A 16582-nucleotide genomic window follows, 5' to 3' on the forward strand; every position below is an offset into this window, starting at 1 on the left:
CCGTCAGTGGCCCGCGCCGCTGGTCGCCTTCAGGCCGATGATGGACACCAGCAGCATCCCCAGGAAGAGCATGCGCAAGGGCGAGATGGCCTCGTTGAAGAGCACCACGCCCAGCACCGCCGCGCCCAGCGCGCCGATTCCGACCCACACGGCATAGGCCGTGCCGATGGGCAGCGTCTTCGCCGCGGTGCCCAGCAACACCATGCTGGTGACGATGGCCAGGCCCGTGAGGACGCTGGGCACCAGACGGGTGAAGCCCTCGGTGTACTTGAGCCCGATGGCCCAACCCACCTCGAGCAGACCCGCCACAATGAGAAGAATCCACGCCATGACGCACGACTCCTGGATGAGCGTCGTCTTGTCGAATCCGGGTACGGCGCGTCTCGTCCGGGTACGTCACACCCACACCGGGCGCGACGGACGGCGAGGTCTATAGCGCCTCGCACTTCTGGCTTCAACACTCTCCGCCGCGTTTGGATTCCGCGGCTCGCGCGACACCACCTCGTTCGCGTCAATGCAGGGCGGCGGGAGGCTCGGGAGGTGGTGGCGCGCGCGGGCCGCGGCGCTCGAATCGGGCCACCGCCGCCTCCACCGTGAGGTAGACGTTCTCCTCGCCCAGCCGCTCCGTCAGCCCCGTCCTGCGCAGCATGCCGCGCAGTGGCGCATTCGCGTCCGCGATGACCAGGACGATTCCGCGCTCCGACAGCTCGCGCCGCAGCTTCTCCAGGCCCTCCGCCGCGGTGACGTCCAGGTCGAACACGGCGCTCGCGTCCAGCACCACCTCGCGAGGTGTCGGCGTCGCCTCGGCCACCAGCGCGCGGACCTGCTCCCGGAGGTGGCGCGCGTTGGCGAAGAACATGGGCGCATCGAAGCGGTACACGAGCAGGCCCGGGAGGGTGCGCGTGTCCGCGTGCCGGCGCACGTCATGCCAGCCGGACACGTCCTCGCGCTGTCCCAGGACGGCGTCATGCGGATGGGCGGCGCGGCGGATGAGATCCCCCAGCGCCAGCGCCACGGCGATGAGGATGCCTTGGAGGATGCCCAACACCAGCACGCCCAGCGTCGTCACCACCGCCAGCACCGCCTCCACGCGCCGCACCCGCCACAGCGCGACGATGGAGCGCACGTCCATCAGATACACCGCCGCGACCATGACGATGGCGCCCAGGGTCACCAGCGGCAGGTTGCGCAGCAGCGGCGTGAGGAAGAGCGCGAACACGGCGACCAGCACCGCGGCGACGGCGCCCACGAGCTGGGACTTGCCCCCCATGGCGTCATTGACGGCCGTGCGCGAGTCGCTGCCCGTCACCGGGAAGCCCTGCGTGAAGGCGTTGGCCAGGTTGGCCGCGGCCTGCCCCAGCAGCTCCTGGTTGCTGTCCAGATGGTAGCGGTGCTTGTCCGCGTAGATGCGGCCCGCGAGCACGGAGCTGGCGTAGTTGACCAACGCCAGACTCAGTGCCGCGGGCAGCAGCGCGCGCACGTCGGCGAAGCCCACCGAGGGCAGCCCCAGCGACGGCGGCGCGGCGGCGACGGTGCCCACCACCTTGACGCCGCCGTGGTGGAGCTCGAACACCTGCGCCACCACGGTGGTCGCCACCACGAGGATGAGCGGGCCGGGCAGCTTCGGCAGGAAGTGCCGCAAGAGCACCAGCGCCAGGATGATGCCCAGCCCCAGCAGCAGCGTGGGCACATGGGTGTGGCCCAGGTTGCGGCCCACCTCCAGGACCTGCCCCGGGAAGTCCTCCTCCTTGCGCTCCAGGCCGAACATCCGCGCCAGCTGGCTGCCGATGATGATGAGCGCCGCGCCGTTGGTGTAGCCGATGAGGATGGGCTTGGAGAGGAAGTCCGCCAGCGCTCCGGTCTTGAACACGCCCGCCACCAGGCTGATGAGCCCCACCATCATCGCGAGCAGCGCCGCGAGCGAGGCATACCGCGCGGGCTCCACACCCGCGGCCACGCCTCCCAGCGCGCTCGCGGCGATGATGGCGGCGCCCGCCTCGGGGCCCACCATCAGGTGGCGTGACGGGCCGAACACCGCGTAGGCCACCATCCCCACCGCGCCCGCGTAGAGCCCCGCCACGGGCCGCACGCCCACGATCTGCGCGTAGGCCAGGCCCTGCGGCACGAGCATCGCGGCGATGGTCAGCGCGGAGAGCAGGTCGGGCCGCAGCCACGCCTTCGAATAGCCCCGGACCCAGCTCGCTCCGGGGACGAACCGCCGCACGCTCCGCCATCCCCTCGCCACCAGGCGCTTCATCGTCGCGCACCGCTCCGTTGGAAGTTGGAAGTGTGTCCCATCGACGATGGCGCGCCCGTGCGCGCGCGGCACGGTCCTCGAGGGAGGGGCGGACAGGCGTGACGCACGAGTGCTCACGGTCCAACGGCGATGCGGTCCTCGAGGGAGCGGCGAGCCACCGGCATCCCCGGCCCGGCCGCGCCACCGTCCCCAGCTTCACCGGGCCATGACAGGAGGAGGTCCCATGCCTCGTTTCTTCGCCATGCCCTGGATGATGACCGCGATGCTCGTCGCCACGCCGACGCTGGCGGGGCCGCTGCGGCAGGCAGCCGAGTCCACCTCCACCGAGGCCTTCGTCGACGACGAGCCGCCCATCGCGGGACGCGTCACCTTCAACCTGGGAGGCGGCTTGCTCGTCCCCATCGGCAAGACGGGCGACCGCTTCGACGCGGGCTGGGGCTTCCTGCTGGGCGCGGGCTACCACTTCACGGACCGGTTCGGCGCCTTCCTCGAGTACCAGTACAGCGACTTCGACCTGAAGGACCGCATCCTCCAGGACGAGAACGTCGCCGGTGACCACATCATGCAGTACGGCAACCTCAACTTCCTCTTCGGCCTGCTGCCGAAGGGACGCGTGGGCCTCTACCTCACGGGCGGGCCGGGCCTGTACTACCGCAAGGTGGAGATCACGGAGCTGGCGGGCGCGACGCTCGTGCCCGTCTGCGACCCGTGGTTGCTCATCTGCTACACCGACGTCGTTCCGGTGAGCAACGTCATCGGCTCGCGCAGCTCCACCGACTTCGGCCTGAACGGTGGCGTGGGCATCTCCTACCGCATCTACGCCAACATGCGCGTCTACCTGGAGGCCCGCTACCACTACATCTTCGGCCCCAAGTTCAACGCCATCGAAGGCACCCAGCGCGCCGATGGCCAGTACCTGCCCATCAACCTGGGGCTGCGCTTCTAGGGCGTGCCCGCGCCGGACAGGAGGACGCTCGCATGAGAAGCCAAGCGCGCCATGCCATCATTCTCGCGGGGGCCGCCGTCGTCGGCCTCGCGGTCATCGCCTTCGCCCAGGGGCAGCCCCCCGCCGCCGTGCAGCCGGAGCCGCACGGTGTCTTCGGCGCCCTCCTCAACTACCTGCACAAGCAGCCCTTCATCCTGCTGTTCCTCGTCGTGGCCGCGGGCTTCGCGCTGGGCGAGGTGAAGGTGAAGGGCGTGGGCATGGGCTCCACGGCGGCCACCCTCCTGCTGGCCCTGGTCGTCAGCTTCTGGGCCTTCCACTCCTACAAGATTCAATACGCCCTGCCGGAGTTCACCAGCACGGTGTTCTTCAACCTCTTCATCTTCGCCATCGGCATGAAGGTGGGGCCGCAGTTCCTCGGCGGTATCCACCGCGAGGGCAAGCACCTCATCCTCCTCGCGCTGCTGGTGCCGCTGCTGTCGTCCGCGCTGGTGTACGCGTCGCGCTTCGTCACGACGCTGGCGCCGGGACTCCTCGCGGGCATCCTCTCGGGCGCCAACACGGCCACGCCCGGCTTCGGCGCGGCGCAGGCGGCCCTCGCCAGCGGCGCCGCGAAGCTCTCACCCGAGCACGCGAAGCTGGCGACCGACAACCTCACCACGTCCTACGCGTTCCTCTACTGCATCAGCATGGTGGCCTTCACCGTGATGATGTCGTTCCTGCCCAGGATGTTCGGCCGCGACGCGGTGGCGGACGGCAAGGCGATGGAGAAGGAGCTCTCCGGCGAGGACTCCGCGCCGCTGCCCGGCACCGCCGACGCGTTCATCCGGGGCTACATGCCGTTGGACCTGCGCGTCTTCCGCGTGGAGAACCCGGCGCTGGAGGGCCGCACCGTCGCGGACCTGGACCACGCCCATCCCCGCGTCGCCGTCGAGCGCGTCTACCACGACGGCAAGGTCTACAACCCACCCCCGGACCTGGTGCTGCACCGAGGCGACGAGGTGGCGATGCTGGGCCCCGTGTCGCTGCTGCTCGCGGGAGGGCCGCACATCGGCCCGGAGGTGGATGACTCCAAGCTGCGCAACGTGAAGTTCGACACGGTGGAGTTCATCGTCCAGAACAAGGAGGTCGTCGGCAAGACGCTGGGCGAGCTCGCGCAGCACATGGGCCAGGGCATCTACCTCAACGCCATCTTCCGGGCCGGCGACCAGCTCCCCGTGAGCCGGGACCGGACGGTCAACAAGGGCGACGTGCTGCGCATCACCGGCAGTGCCCGGCGCGTGGCGGGGCTGAAGCAGGTGCTGGGTCCCGCCGTCAAACCGAGCCTCTCCACGGACATCATCACCTTGGGGCTCGGGCTCGCCGCGGGCGCGCTGCTGGGCGCCATCACCATCCCGCTCTTCGGCATCCAGTTCAGCCTGGGCTCCGCCGTCGGTCTGCTCGTCGTCAGCATCGGCCTGAGCATCCTGCGCACCCACAACCCGGCCTTCGGCGGTCCGTTCCCGGAGTCCGCGCGGCAGCTGCTCGAGGACCTGGGGCTCAATGTCTTCATCGCCATCCTCGGGTTGAACGCGGGCCCCGGCGTGCAGCACGCCATCGAGCAGGGCCTGTTGGGGCCCACGCTCATCATCGGCTCCATCGCGGCCTTCGTCCCGCCCCTCGTCGGCTGGGTCGTGGGTCAGTATGTCTTCAAGATGAACACCGCCGTGCTGATGGGCGCCATCGCGGGTGCCCGGTGCAACAGCGCGGGCATGCGCGCGGCGCAGGAGGCGTCGAAGAGCATCGTCCCGGCCATCGGCTATCCCGTGACGTTCGCCATCTCCAACCTGCTGCTCACCCTCATCTGCTACCTGTTCGCCCTGATGGGCTGAGCGAGGCCACCATGAGTGCTCCCCTCCCCTCCTGGAATGACGGCGCCGCGCGCCAGGCGTTGCTGGACTTCGTCGACGCCGTCACCACCGAAGGTGCTCCCACCTACGTTCCGCCGGAGGACCGCGTGGCGGTCTTCGACAACGACGGGACGCTCTGGTCCGAGCAGCCCATGTACGTCCAGGCCCTCTTCGCCGTGGACCGCGTGCGCGCGCTGGCCCCGTCCCACCCCGAGTGGCGCGGACGACAGCCCTTCAAGGCGCTCATCGAGGGAGACGAAGAAGCCCTCCGCACGCTCACCGAACACGACGCCGCCGCGCTCCTCGCGGCCACGCACGCGGGGATGACCACGGGCGAGTTCTCCCACACCGTCAAGGAGTGGCTCGCCAAGGCCAGACACCCGCGCTTCCAGCGCCCGTTCACCCACTGCGTCTACCAGCCGATGCTGGAGCTCCTGGACCACCTGCGGACGCGTGGGTTCGACCTGCACATCGTCTCGGGCGGGGGCATCGACTTCCTGCGGACCTTCTGCGAGGAGACCTACGGCATCCCCTCCTCGCATGTGATTGGCAGCAGCGGGAAGACCCGCATGGAGTGGCGCGAGGGGCAGCCCGTGCTCGTCAAGCTGCCCAGCCTCACCAGCCTCGATGACGGCGAGGGCAAGCCCATCAACATCCACCTGCACATCGGCAAGCGCCCGGTGCTCGCGTTCGGCAACTCGGACGGGGACCTCCAGATGTTGCAGTACACCGGCGTCCGGGACGGGCCTCGGCTGCGCCTGCTCCTGCACCACGACGACGACGCGCGCGAGTATGCCTATGACCGCGAGGCCAAGGCGGGCCGCCTGGACCACGCGCTCGAGGTCGCCGGCCAGGAGGGGTGGACGGTGGTGAGCATGCGCTCGGACTGGAGCCGCGTGTTCTCGTGAGCCGCGTCAGTGCTTCTTCCCGAGCGGGAACAGGAACGCGAGCTGGAAGCGCAGCTGCCAGTCCGCGGCGCCCGGCAGGTCGGGCCGGACGGCGTTGTAGTACGCGGACACGGAGCCGTTCAGCGCCTGCTTGTGGATGCTGAACACCTTGCCCGCGCCCAGGCCGAAGGGAATCGTCCACCGCTCGCCCTTCGGCCCCTCCCAGTTCGCGGTGAGGATGGGCGCCGACGTCACGTACCAGCCCTTCGGCAGGTTGTAGCTGACGAAGTACTGGAGCAGGAGCTGGTTGACGGTGGCCCGGTCATCGTCCCCGAAGACGGAGAACACGTTGTTGGCCAGCACGCCGATGGACCACGGTGAGGGCTGCACCAGCACCACCGCCGACGGCCCCACGCTCCACTTCCCCGTGCCCAGCGCGTCGTCCGTGGCCGTGGGCAGGAGGAACGCGGGGCCCACGCCCCAGATGACCGCGCCCGGCTTGGATGGCACCACGAAGAACGTGGCCGACGTGTCCCCCAGCCCGAACGTCCCCGTGCTGTCCTCGGACAGCCCCGGCTGCGCGACGATGGGGAGGATGACGCGGTTGATGAGATTGAAACGGTGCGTCAGCGGCAGCGGGACGACCGGCTGGATGTTGAGCGTGTTGCGCACCCGGTCCTTGGGTTTCACCCCCAGGTCCAGGTTGTCCTGGAGGGGCACGCTGATGAGCGCGGCCACCGGGTTCTGGACCTGCTTCGCCAGGTCCTGCTCCTGAGAGGACGCCTCGGGGGCCGGCGCGGCGGCGGGGTCCTCGGCGAAGGCGCCCCACGGCGTCGCCAGCAATCCCAGCAGGGCCCACGCACGCCCCACGCCCCCTCTTCGTGTCGCCATTCCCCGCTCCTGGCCCAGACCTGCTCGAGGGGATGTCCATCGACGCTCCGCCCGCCAAGAGGGCCTCCCCGCGGGGCACGCCTCGGTGCGCTGGCGTGTCTCAACAGTGCTACTCTTGAAAAACGGCATCAGTGAGAACTCATCAATCAAGCTGTATTGATGGGTTCGCGAGTTCACCGAGGGGGGACCCATGAGCAAGCGACGCTCGAGTCACAAGACCTCCAGCAAGCGGGAATCGGGCAAGGCCCTGTCCTCGGCCCAGGGGCTGCTGCATGCCGTTGGCGAGCAGGCCCCTCCGCCTCCGCCGCCCCGGTGGGTGAGGTATCTGGAGAAGCGGCTCACGACGGTGGTGGCGTTGCTGGTGGCCTTCCTGGCGCTCTCGCAGTTGCCCCAGGTCCACAACATCGTCCTCCAGTTGCCGAGCACGGCCTCCCTGCGCGGCGGCGGCTCCGCGCTCCTGGCCATCGCCTTCTCGGCGTACGTCATCCTGCTCGGCATCTTCTTCTTCATGAGCGCGCTGTGGGTCTTCGTGCCGAGAGAGGACGACGAGTACCCCGGGTGGATGAGACACCCCAATCGCGTCAGCCAAGGAGTGAAGGCCATCTGCAAGCGATTGGTCTCGCTCGCGCGCTTTCCCCTGGCGGAGGGCTCGGCCGGGCGGGTGTGGCTCCATGGCGCCATCATCGTGGCGGCGGTGACGCTGGGGGTCGTGGGCTGGCTGGGGTTGTTGCCCGCGCCGTGGAAGGCGAGAGACCCGGGCCCGAGCATCGTCGCGGGCCTGGCGCTGTCGGTGGGCCTGGTGGGGCTCTTCGGCCGGAGGTTCCTCGCGTGGAAGCCCTCGCTGGGCATCCAGGTGGAGGTCGTCACGCGCGGCCTGGTGATGACGCTGGGCTCGTACTTCCTCGCGGAGCTGCTGTGGGGGGTCTTCATCCCCAACGTCCCCGAGGCCAGCTTCCGGCTCTACACCATCTGGGCCATCTACCACCTGCTCTTCGTGATTCTGTGTGTGGCGCGGGCGCTGGACCTGGTGCCGAACGTCGTGCGGCGCACCGTGTTCGCCCTGGCGGCGTTGGCGTGCATGTTCCTCATCGGCGAGCAGCTCGCGCGCCAGGGCACGCTCACGGCGCTGGCGCGTGAGGAGCCCGTGGACGCCCAGACGGTCTTCACCGAGTGGATGGAGTCGGCGAACGCGCGGCTGGACCAGATGTGTGACGGGCCTGTCGTCTTCGTCTCCGCCGCGGGGGGCGGCTCGCGGGCGGCCATCTTCGCGATGCTGTCGCTGGAGAGCTTGAACCGCATGCGCGTCGACCCGCCGGACACGAGCACGCCTCGCTGCGTGGACCAGCGGCTCTCCGAGCACGTGCTCTTCATCAGCAGCGTCTCCGGGGGCAGCGTCGCCAGCGCGCACTTCTCCCACCGCCTGGCACAGGGGACCCTGGGGGTGCCCCTGGCGCCTGGGGTGCCGCTCAAGCATGCGCCGCGAGAGGAGCTGGAGGCGCACCTGATGGACGGGGCCTGTGGCTTGAAGGCGGACCGGCTCTGGCCCTTGAGCAGCGCGGCGCTGGACGACATGTTCGTGGACTTCAACGCGCCGCTCCTGCGCGGACTGGTGATGCCCGGCGTGAGCCGAGGCGAGGGCCTGGCCTCCTTCTGGTCCGACTACCTCACCTGGCCCGCCAGCTTCTCCGAGCGGGGCCGAGCGCCGCTGCTCCTCGTCAACACGGCGAGCGCGAGGACGGGGGCGCGCGTCGTCACGGGCAAGCCGCCCCTCCCCTCGCTGATGGTCAACGACGGGAAGCAGCCCTCGGCGCCCGCGCGCTCCACGAGTGAGCTGGTCGCCAGCGGAGACATCGCGCTCGCGGATGCGGTCCGGGCGTCCGCGAACTTCCCATGGATTGTCGACTTGCCCAGCGTGGTGGATGCGAAGGGCAACAAGGAGCCACTCATCGATGGCGGGGTGTTCGACAACACGGGGTTGGACACGTTCGTCTTGTTGTTGCGAGGGCTCACGGATTCAGAGCGCTGGAAGGCGAAGCCCGGGGCGCAGGCGGCCATCGACCAGTTCTTCGCGAAGCTGGAGCGGCGCGGGGTGTTGTTCGTGGAGATCGACTCGGGGGCGAAGCCACCGTCGCTCGACGAGAGCAGCAGCTCGGGAGGCGCTCTCTCCACGCCGCTGTCCGCGCTGTCTCGTGCGAGCCATGCGTTCGCGCGAGACATGGCGGAGTACCAGAAGGCGGAGATCGGCCGCCTCCTCGCGGGGAGGAAGGTCACCATGCTCCAGGCCAGCTACGACTATGGCGACGTGGAGCTCTCCGACGACGCGAGTCCGCAGCAGAGGGAGTGCTTCGCGGAGAACCAGGACGAGGTGATGACTGCGTGGGCGCTGGGACCCAAGGACAAGGGGCGGTTGTTGGGGCAGTTCCTCTGGCAGGAGGAGACCGTGGGCCAGCGCATCGCCAGCCACATCAAGAACCTCCGCGGCGCGGCGCTGACGGAGCAGAGCCTCCTCGCGCTGCTGGAGCGAGGACTGGGCTCGAGCCAGACGGAGCCCTTCATCGCGAAGCTGAGGGACCCGGCGACGCTGGAGCTGGCGAAGCGGGTGACCGGGCGGCTCGCGAGCGACCAGGTGGCCTTGCAGCAGCAGGCCACCTCACGCCTCTATGACCGCGACGCGCCGGCGGTGCAGGTGTTCCTCGACACGGAGATGCAGCGGCCCGAGCGGGAGGTCCAGCCCGACGTGGTCGAGAAGCTGGAGGATGGGAGCAAGGCCGCCTGGGTCTTCCTGGGTCAGTACCTGTCCGCCGGGAGCGCGTGGCGCACCTGCTACTTCTGCAAGCCGACGGACGCGCGGTGGTCCCAGCCTCCGCAGCAGTTCGTGGGGAGGACGATGGAGAGCACGGTCCCCGCGCTCTTGAGAGACGACCCGCCGACGGGCCAGCCCGCCACCGAGGGACGCACGTTGGGCGCCCTCAAGGTGGGCCAGAGTGTCACGGTGCTGGAGGTCCAGGACTGGAACAACCTGGGCTTCATCTGGGCGAAGGTGACGCTGGCTCCTCGGGAGAAGGCCAAGCACTAGGGAATGTCCCTCGAGAGGCAGGCCATGTCCTCGGCACGGAGGGATTCGCGGATGACACGGGCACACGTCGCGTCGAAGTCGCGCTGGCGCTCCCGGGAGTAGTCATGCCGCGCGGACTCGGCGCGCAGCGCGTCGTCGAGGGCACGAGCAGTCAGCACGGCGAACTCCGCGTCGCGTTCCTCGCAGGCGGCCATGGACAGCTGCGCGACGGCGATGGCCGCGTGGACCGCCCCGGGCACGAAGGGAACGTGGCAGTAGCCCTCCAGGCAATCCGCCACATAGGCGGAGTGGCTCGCCTGGGCGGCCAGCGCGCTCACCTCATCGTGCCCGCGCCCTGGCGTGTCTCGGACCCAAGCCTCCGTGGCCTCCAGCGCGAGCGGCACGCAGTCCTCCACCGGCTCGTACCCCGGCGCCTTCGTCAAGGCGTGCTCCGTCGCGAGGCGCACGCACGCGCAGAGCGCGCGCAGGAGGAGCCTTCGCTCCAGCCCCACCGCCGTGGCGAGGCGTATCAACCAGGCTCCCGACGGACTCCCGTGCCACGCCTCGGCCAGCGTCAGGCCCCGGCTCCACGCCAGCAATTCGTCCGAGGCATTGGCGCGTCGCAGGAGGGCCTCGAGTTCCATCGCGTCCACACACACCTCCCCCTGAGGCCCTCGCGCTGGGCAAACCACCAGGGCGGGCCTCAACTCAACACGGAGTCGCGGTGCCGCACAACGTCGGCTCATCGTGTGGAGCGAGCTGCCATGGGTGCCTGCTTGTCTCAGGTTCAAAGAATCAAGCAACTCCAGCTCTGGACGTCGCGATAACCCTGCTCAGAGGAAACAACATGACCCAGATCAAATCTCCCCAGGGCTTCATCTCGACGCTTCAGACCGCGCTGAAGTCCGCCAGCACGGGCGGCAAGGCCGTGGGCGTTCCGGCGCTGAAGAAGGCACTCCAGGGCACTGACGTGGGCGGGCTGAGCCCCCAGCAGAAGAACCTGGTGCGCGACGCCTTCGAGCAGGTGAAGTTGACCCCGAAGGCCCGCGAGCTCGCGGACCGCTTCGTGAGCGGCAAGGACATTGGCTTCAAGCCGCGCGAGAACGGCGGCATGGTCAAGGTCATGATGGATGACCCGACCCGCGGCTCGAAGATGCCGGACATCAAGCCTCCGCAAGACGGAACCGGCATCGTCAAGGTCATGATGGATGACCCGACCCGCGGCTCGAAGCTCCCGGAGCTCAAGCCCTTGCCGGACGGCGGCATGGTCAAGGTCATGATGGATGACCCGACCCGCGGCTCGAAGATGCCGGACATCAAGCCCCCTCAGGACGGAACCGGCATCGTCAAGGTCATGATGGATGACCCGACGCGCGGCTCGAAGCTCCCGGAGCTCAAGCCCTTGCAGGAAGGCGGCATCGTCAAGGTGATGATGGACGACCCGACGCGTGGCTCGAAGATGCCGGACATCAAGCCTCCTCAGGATGGAACGGGCATCCTCAAGGTCCGGATGGACAGCCCGGTCTGAAGTACGGGTGGGAGCAGCCTCGGTCCTCATGGCATCGCGTAAGAAGGTCGTGGTCATCGGCTCGCGTTCGGATGACGCCACCCGCTTCGTCGCGGAAGCAGTGGAGCGTCGCCGTGCGCGAGCCGTGCTCTTGGAGACGGACCGGGTGCCGGACTCAGCCGCCTTGAGTTGGGAGGACGGCGATGTGCACTGGGACGGTGAATGTCTCAGCGACTTGCGTTCGTTCTACATCAAGGTCGTGCGGCTCTCGCTCCCTGTCCCCGAAGCCGAGGCCCTGTCCGAGCGGAACTTCCCTCGGTGGCAGGAGCAATACCTGGCGGAGCGGGAGCGCCAGTCCTTCCTCCATTCCGTCCTGCGCGCGCTCCACCGGCGTGGAGGCTCGTTCGTCAATCCGCTGGAAGCCGTTGAGCTGCACTACCTGAAGCTCCATCAACTGGCCTTGCTGCGCCGTCACCGAATACCCGTTCCCAACACCCTGGCCACCACCTCGCCAGAGGCAGTGCGCGAGTTCGTCGCGCGACACCGCGCGGTCATCTACAAGCCGCTGGGAGGCGGTGCGCTGGTGCGCAAGGTGGAGGAGGCGGACCTCACCGAGGAGCGGCTCCAATTGCTCGCCAACTGTCCCGTGCTGTTCCAGGAGCAGATTGTGGGCGACGAGTACCGCGCCTACGTGCTCGACGGTGAGCCGGTGGCCGCCTTCCACATTCCCACCGACGGCGTGGTGGACGCGCGACAGAACCTGCATCGGACGAAGCCAGCCCGCCTGCCAAAGGACGCCTGGGCGCTGTGCATCAAGGGCGCGAAGGCACTGGGCATGGTCTTCACCGCCGTCGACCTGCGGCGCACGCGGGAAGGCGCCTTCGTCGCGCTTGAATTCAACCCGACCCCCGCCATTTCCTTCTTCGATGATCCGCACGATGGCAAAGTCATCAGCCGGCTCGCCAGCTACCTCGTCTCCAAGGCCTGAGCGCCCGAGCGGGTTCTTCATCTCGGACTTCGCCGACAGCTATTTCGGCCCTGTCTCCACGCGGGAGATCGAGAAGGACTTCCCCGCGTCCGCGGCGGACTGGACACGCCTCGCCTCCACATCCGACTCCTTGCGCACCGCCATCCGCCAGGAGTTCATCGAAGGCGGCCGGGTGCCCCATGTGTGCCTCCAGGAGGCCCTCCTTCCAGAGCGCGCCGAGGCGCTGCACCAGGCCCTGTGCAACGCACGCTTCGTGCGTCATCACCATGGCCCCTATGCGCTGCACGTCGCACCGCTGAATCAGCAGGTGCCGTCTGCCCTGACGGACTTCTGTGCCTGGCTTCAGAGCAAGGAGGGTGCGGACTTCCACGCGGCGCTGGTGGGCTGGCCCGAACCACTGGAGACACGACAGGTGCAGGTGTCCCGGATGGACGTGGGAGAGCACTTCCCCGAGCACCGGGACACGGACGAGGAAGGGCTCGCCGTCGTCTACAACTTCACACGGCCCTGGCAGCCTTCCTTCGGAGGTGTCCTCACCTTCAGGCATCCGGAAGCGGAGTCGGACCTGATGCGTGTCCCGCCTCTCTTCAACTCGGTGTTCATCTTCCGTCCGAGTGGCGCCCCTCACCGGGTGACGGAGTGGACATCGGCCGCCCAGGGCCACCACCGCTACTCCATCACCGCCTTCATTCTCGCGAAGCGTTGAAGGCTTGAGACCTCACCAAGGCGGGCTTGCATCCGGGCCCGCTGCGCTGACTGAGGATCTGAGACCTCGTCAAGCGCGGCTCCACTGATGCGTGCAGGCTCCATCGCGGCCTGGATGTCCGCGGAGACAACAAGCACACCAGACCATCCCCAGGGGCGGAAGACCTTGGCGTCTCCCACCTTCATCGGGTCAATCGGCATTCCATTTCTGTCCAGCACGCCCCCCTGCGCCTCCCTCCGAAGGAAGGCAGCCGGAGCGCAGGCTGGCACCGATGCCTGACACGCCTGCGAAGAATCGACAGGCTCGCGGAATCTTACAGCGTCACGCAGACAGCTCCCGCCCCACCCTGCCCAGACTCGGGCGTGTCTCCATCCAACCCCCAAGGGAACTTATCCCATTTGCTACCCATGAGGGAGTCTTCTGTTGGACATCATTCCAACCATCGACTTCCGACATTCAACCAGAGTCCTTGAACCTCTGATATTCATGTCCACCACGAAGGTCGTATGCTCCCATCCACTCCCACTCCAAATCCGGGGACGTCCCATGAATGAAGAACTGGCCATCACCATCGGTTCGAGAGCACGAGCGGCGCGCGAGAAGCTCGGGCTGACACGCGCGGAGGTGGCCGAGCGCGTGGGGCTCGATGAACCCGTGTACGGCCGTCTGGAGCGAGGCAAGATGCTGCCCAAGGCCGTCATCCTCCATCGCCTCAGCGAGGCGCTGGGACTCTCCCCACAGGACTTGATGGGCCTGGCGCCCGGCGAGAGCGTCGACACCTTCCTCCACTGAACCGAGGGTCGTGATTCGCGCTCAGGCAGAGGGGCAAGCAGGTCCGGGCGGAGCGGGAAGAGGGAGCAGGGGCACCTCTCGTTCGGCTCTGTGTGCGCAGAAAACCTGAGAGCAAGAAGGCCCTGCCCGAGGGCAAAGGTAGGCAGTGGTTGAAGAGAAAGCAGAGGCAAGCGCTGCTTCGGTGGGCAGCCAGGAGTGGCTGCCCGCTCAATGACCTCGATCAGGGCTGCTTGTGGCGTGGAACGGCGTCCACGTCGCCATCTTCTATGCGTGGCTGTCCGTGGCGAACCACTGGGAGTGGAGACACACGTGGTACGTCGCCGCGTCCCTGCTGATGGTCGGCGTCGTCGTGCGGTGGGGCATGCCGTCGCGAATGCCCGGGGCCGAGTCGGCGGTGCCGAGCCAGCCAGCCAAACCGCTTGCGCCTCAGTCGTCGCGCTCCGCTGGAACGTGAGGCACCGAATCGCATCCCACCGTCGTCCGATGACCTGAAAGCTCAATCCCTCACGCGGGCACGCCGCCGTGAGGGGGAAGCCTCTTCGAGCCCTCGTGCTCTCCCTGTCGCTTCACCCACATCCGATAGGGCGTGAGCGCGAGCAGGCGGATGACGACGAAAGCACCGACGATGCCCGCGACCTCCAGGGCCCGGTAGTTCGGGTAGCTCTGGATGATGATGGTCATCGACAACACCGGATGCGCGAACGCCGCGGCCAGGGCCACCGCCTTGCGGTCCTCCATCCTGGGCCCGCCCGCCCAGTGCCCCAGCAGCGCGGACACCGTGACGAGCATCACCAGCGCCACCACCGCGAGCCACGCGACGTGGATGAGCTTCGGCCCCACGATGAAGAGCAGTCCCACGGACACCGCGATGAGCAGCACGGTGAACACGCGGCTGCACCACGGCGCCACCGCCCGCGCCACGCGCGGCAGGTAGTGCCGCACGGCAATCCCCACCGCGAGCGGCGGAAGGATCTTCACCGCCAGCAGTCGGAACACCAGGTCCGGGCTGGCCTCGAACTCCACCCCCAGCAGCCGGTCCAACACCCCCACCCACGCGGGCACGGTGACGAGCGCGCACACGCTGAGCAGCAAGAGCAGGTTGATGGAGGTGGTGGGATTCGCCCCCAAGGACTTCGCCTGGTTCACCTGCAACGGCGCCCCAGGACACACGGCCATGAGCAGGATCGCGCTCGCCAGCACCGTTGGCAGTCGGAACGCGTAGACCACCCCCAGCGCCACCAGCGGAACGAACAGCAGCACCACCACCAGGGCGCGCACGTAGAGCGCGGGGCGCTCGAGGACGTGGCGAATCTCACCGGGCTCGCGGGCCAGTCCTTCGCTGAACATGAACAGGGTGACGATGTTGCTCAGCACGAAGGCAATCACGGACCTGAGCATGCTCGCTCCCCCCGGGCGCCACCCGAGCGGGCTCCCATGACCAACGTCCTCACCCGCGCCCCTTACGAGGAGCCCCGGGCATCCGGCCACGCGAGCGCCCGGGCCATCAGCTCACGCTCTGGCGAAGCTGGTTCACCACCGCCAGGAACTGCCGGTCCAACACCAACAGGATGACGAGCGGCGACAGGCCCGACAGCCCCACCGCGATGACCGAGCGCTTGTCCCATGGGAACAGCTTCATCTTGCGCGCCAGGATGAACGACGAGCCCAGGTCCGCCAGGGACGAGAACTCCGGCGCCCCCAGGAGCTTCTCGTCCCGAGGCTCCTGGGCATGGAACCACTTGTCCTCGAACCGCCGCGAGTGGTGCGCGGCCACCGCGGAGAACCACGCGTCCGCCCGGCGCTTGGAGCGGACCATCTGGTGGCAGAAGAACGTCAGCGGCGCGAAGACCGCCACACAGGCCAGCACGGCGAAGAGGACCTGCGGCATCACATACGTGATGGGCGTCTCGGTGATGGCCGCGGCGTTCGTGCGGAACGAGTACGCCGCGACGGGGACCGCCGCCGCGAACACCAGGGGCGAGAAACAGGCCTGGTGGATGGACAGGAACCCGAGCCCGCCGGCCTGGTCCGGATGGGTGGGCACCAGCCGCAGCGGGAGCCGGGACGCGCGCCAGAGGAAGACGGACCACACGGCGCCTCGCCACAGCCAGCGGAGCATGAGGAAGCGCTCCAGGGGCTGGCTCACGCACAGGTACCAGCCGCCCGCCAGCGAGGGCCGCTGCGACGCGCCCCCTTCGACCATCCAGGACCTGGAGGCATCCATCGTCGTCAGCACCGCGAACGCGATGGTGAGGCCCAGCAAGGCCAGCTCGACGGACGGAGCATCGCGCCACCGCGCCATCCTCGCGACGGAGACCTCATAGGCCCGGCGGTCCTTGTCCTCCACCAGGTCCGCGCGGAGGAACTCGCGCGCCGCTTCACCGACGCGCGCGTCGATGTAGGGCTCCGCGACCACCATCACCGGCAGGGACAGGAGGAGCTCCGCGTGGACCTGGAACTCGGAGAACAGCCGCTGCACGGCGCCCTCCCCCTGGAGCAGCGAGAACAGCACCAGGGGGAGCCAGCTCACCAGCACCAGCAGGAGGGCGGCCCGGCCCGTCATGAAGCGCGGGGGCCTGACGAGTCGAAGCCCGCGCTCCAGGTCGTAGAAGGGGCCGCCCCGGACCAGCGAGAACTCGGGGAGTGTCCGGGAATCAGCCATGGAGG

At 68.5% G+C, this 16582-nt stretch carries 15 protein-coding genes and 1 riboswitch; of the genes, 8 read left to right on the forward strand and 7 right to left on the reverse strand.

Annotated elements, in window-relative coordinates; genetic code table 11:
- Window positions 1–3 precede the first annotated feature (3 nt).
- Window positions 4–330, reverse strand: coding sequence for a quaternary ammonium compound efflux SMR transporter SugE (sugE, locus tag MYSTI_RS21160; protein WP_015349829.1), 327 nt, complete (start codon window positions 328–330; stop codon window positions 4–6).
- 17 nt (window positions 331–347) lie between these two features.
- Window positions 348–411, reverse strand: a riboswitch (guanidine-III (ykkC-III) riboswitch).
- A gap of 100 nt (window positions 412–511) precedes the next feature.
- Window positions 512–2257 carry a SulP family inorganic anion transporter gene (locus MYSTI_RS21165; protein ID WP_015349830.1) on the reverse strand — a complete coding sequence of 582 codons (1746 nt, stop codon included), beginning with the start codon at window positions 2255–2257 and terminating at the stop codon, window positions 512–514.
- A gap of 223 nt (window positions 2258–2480) precedes the next feature.
- On the opposite strand from MYSTI_RS21165, the gene MYSTI_RS21170 reads away from it, so the two are divergent.
- Genes MYSTI_RS21170 through MYSTI_RS21180 form a run of 3 tightly spaced genes read left to right on the forward strand, consistent with a single transcriptional unit; the run spans window position 2481 to window position 5997 of the window.
- Window positions 2481–3203, forward strand: coding sequence for a porin family protein (locus MYSTI_RS21170; protein WP_015349831.1), 723 nt, complete (start codon window positions 2481–2483; stop codon window positions 3201–3203).
- 32 nt (window positions 3204–3235) lie between these two features.
- Window positions 3236–5071 carry an aspartate:alanine exchanger family transporter gene (locus MYSTI_RS21175; RefSeq protein WP_015349832.1) on the forward strand — a complete coding sequence of 612 codons (1836 nt, stop codon included), beginning with the start codon at window positions 3236–3238 and terminating at the stop codon, window positions 5069–5071.
- 11 nt (window positions 5072–5082) lie between these two features.
- On the forward strand, window positions 5083–5997 hold the full coding sequence (locus MYSTI_RS21180; RefSeq protein ID WP_015349833.1) for an HAD family hydrolase: 915 nt from the start codon (window positions 5083–5085) through the stop codon (window positions 5995–5997).
- A 6-nt stretch (window positions 5998–6003) separates the two neighbouring features.
- Here the strand turns inward: MYSTI_RS21180 and MYSTI_RS21185 are convergent, their stop codons facing one another.
- Window positions 6004–6867, reverse strand: a complete 864-nt coding sequence (locus tag MYSTI_RS21185) for a hypothetical protein (protein ID WP_015349834.1) — start codon at window positions 6865–6867, stop codon at window positions 6004–6006.
- A 190-nt stretch (window positions 6868–7057) separates the two neighbouring features.
- Between MYSTI_RS21185 and MYSTI_RS21190 the strand changes: the two genes are divergently transcribed.
- Window positions 7058–9943 (forward strand): patatin-like phospholipase family protein, encoded by a 2886-nt coding sequence (locus MYSTI_RS21190; RefSeq protein ID WP_015349835.1) that lies wholly within the window; start codon window positions 7058–7060, stop codon window positions 9941–9943.
- Here the strand turns inward: MYSTI_RS21190 and MYSTI_RS21195 are convergent.
- Window positions 9940–10575, reverse strand: a complete 636-nt coding sequence (locus MYSTI_RS21195; RefSeq protein ID WP_015349836.1) for a hypothetical protein — start codon at window positions 10573–10575, stop codon at window positions 9940–9942. The genes MYSTI_RS21190 and MYSTI_RS21195 overlap by 4 nt on opposite strands.
- Window positions 10576–10769: 194 nt before the next feature.
- Between MYSTI_RS21195 and MYSTI_RS21200 the strand changes: the two genes are divergently transcribed.
- The 4 genes from MYSTI_RS21200 to MYSTI_RS21215 all read left to right on the forward strand — a co-directional run bounded on the left by MYSTI_RS21200 (window position 10770) and on the right by MYSTI_RS21215 (window position 13915).
- Window positions 10770–11450: a hypothetical protein gene (locus MYSTI_RS21200; protein WP_015349837.1), complete on the forward strand. Its 681-nt coding sequence runs from the start codon at window positions 10770–10772 to the stop codon at window positions 11448–11450.
- A 28-nt stretch (window positions 11451–11478) separates the two neighbouring features.
- The gene (locus MYSTI_RS21205) at window positions 11479–12417 is read left to right on the forward strand and encodes an ATP-grasp domain-containing protein (RefSeq protein WP_015349838.1); all 939 of its coding nucleotides are present in this window, start codon (window positions 11479–11481) and stop codon (window positions 12415–12417) included.
- Window positions 12368–13123, forward strand: coding sequence for a 2OG-Fe(II) oxygenase (locus MYSTI_RS21210; RefSeq protein ID WP_233277915.1), 756 nt, complete (start codon window positions 12368–12370; stop codon window positions 13121–13123). The genes MYSTI_RS21205 and MYSTI_RS21210 overlap by 50 nt, the downstream gene beginning before the upstream one ends.
- A gap of 546 nt (window positions 13124–13669) precedes the next feature.
- Complete coding sequence (locus tag MYSTI_RS21215; RefSeq protein WP_015349840.1) at window positions 13670–13915, forward strand: helix-turn-helix domain-containing protein; 246 nt, start codon at window positions 13670–13672, stop codon at window positions 13913–13915.
- Window positions 13916–14179: 264 nt separating this feature from the next.
- Here the strand turns inward: MYSTI_RS21215 and MYSTI_RS43880 are convergent, their stop codons facing one another.
- The 3 genes from MYSTI_RS43880 to MYSTI_RS21225 form a co-directional block, all read right to left on the reverse strand.
- The gene (locus MYSTI_RS43880; protein ID WP_169558652.1) at window positions 14180–14329 is read right to left on the reverse strand and encodes a hypothetical protein; all 150 of its coding nucleotides are present in this window, start codon (window positions 14327–14329) and stop codon (window positions 14180–14182) included.
- A gap of 90 nt (window positions 14330–14419) precedes the next feature.
- Complete coding sequence (locus tag MYSTI_RS21220; protein WP_015349841.1) at window positions 14420–15313, reverse strand: bile acid:sodium symporter family protein; 894 nt, start codon at window positions 15311–15313, stop codon at window positions 14420–14422.
- 106 nt (window positions 15314–15419) lie between these two features.
- The gene (locus MYSTI_RS21225) at window positions 15420–16577 is read right to left on the reverse strand and encodes a hypothetical protein (RefSeq protein WP_015349842.1); all 1158 of its coding nucleotides are present in this window, start codon (window positions 16575–16577) and stop codon (window positions 15420–15422) included.
- Window positions 16578–16582: the final 5 nt, after the last annotated feature.

The organism is Myxococcus stipitatus DSM 14675 (assembly GCF_000331735.1).
Taxonomy (GTDB): Bacteria; Myxococcota; Myxococcia; order Myxococcales; family Myxococcaceae; genus Myxococcus; species Myxococcus stipitatus.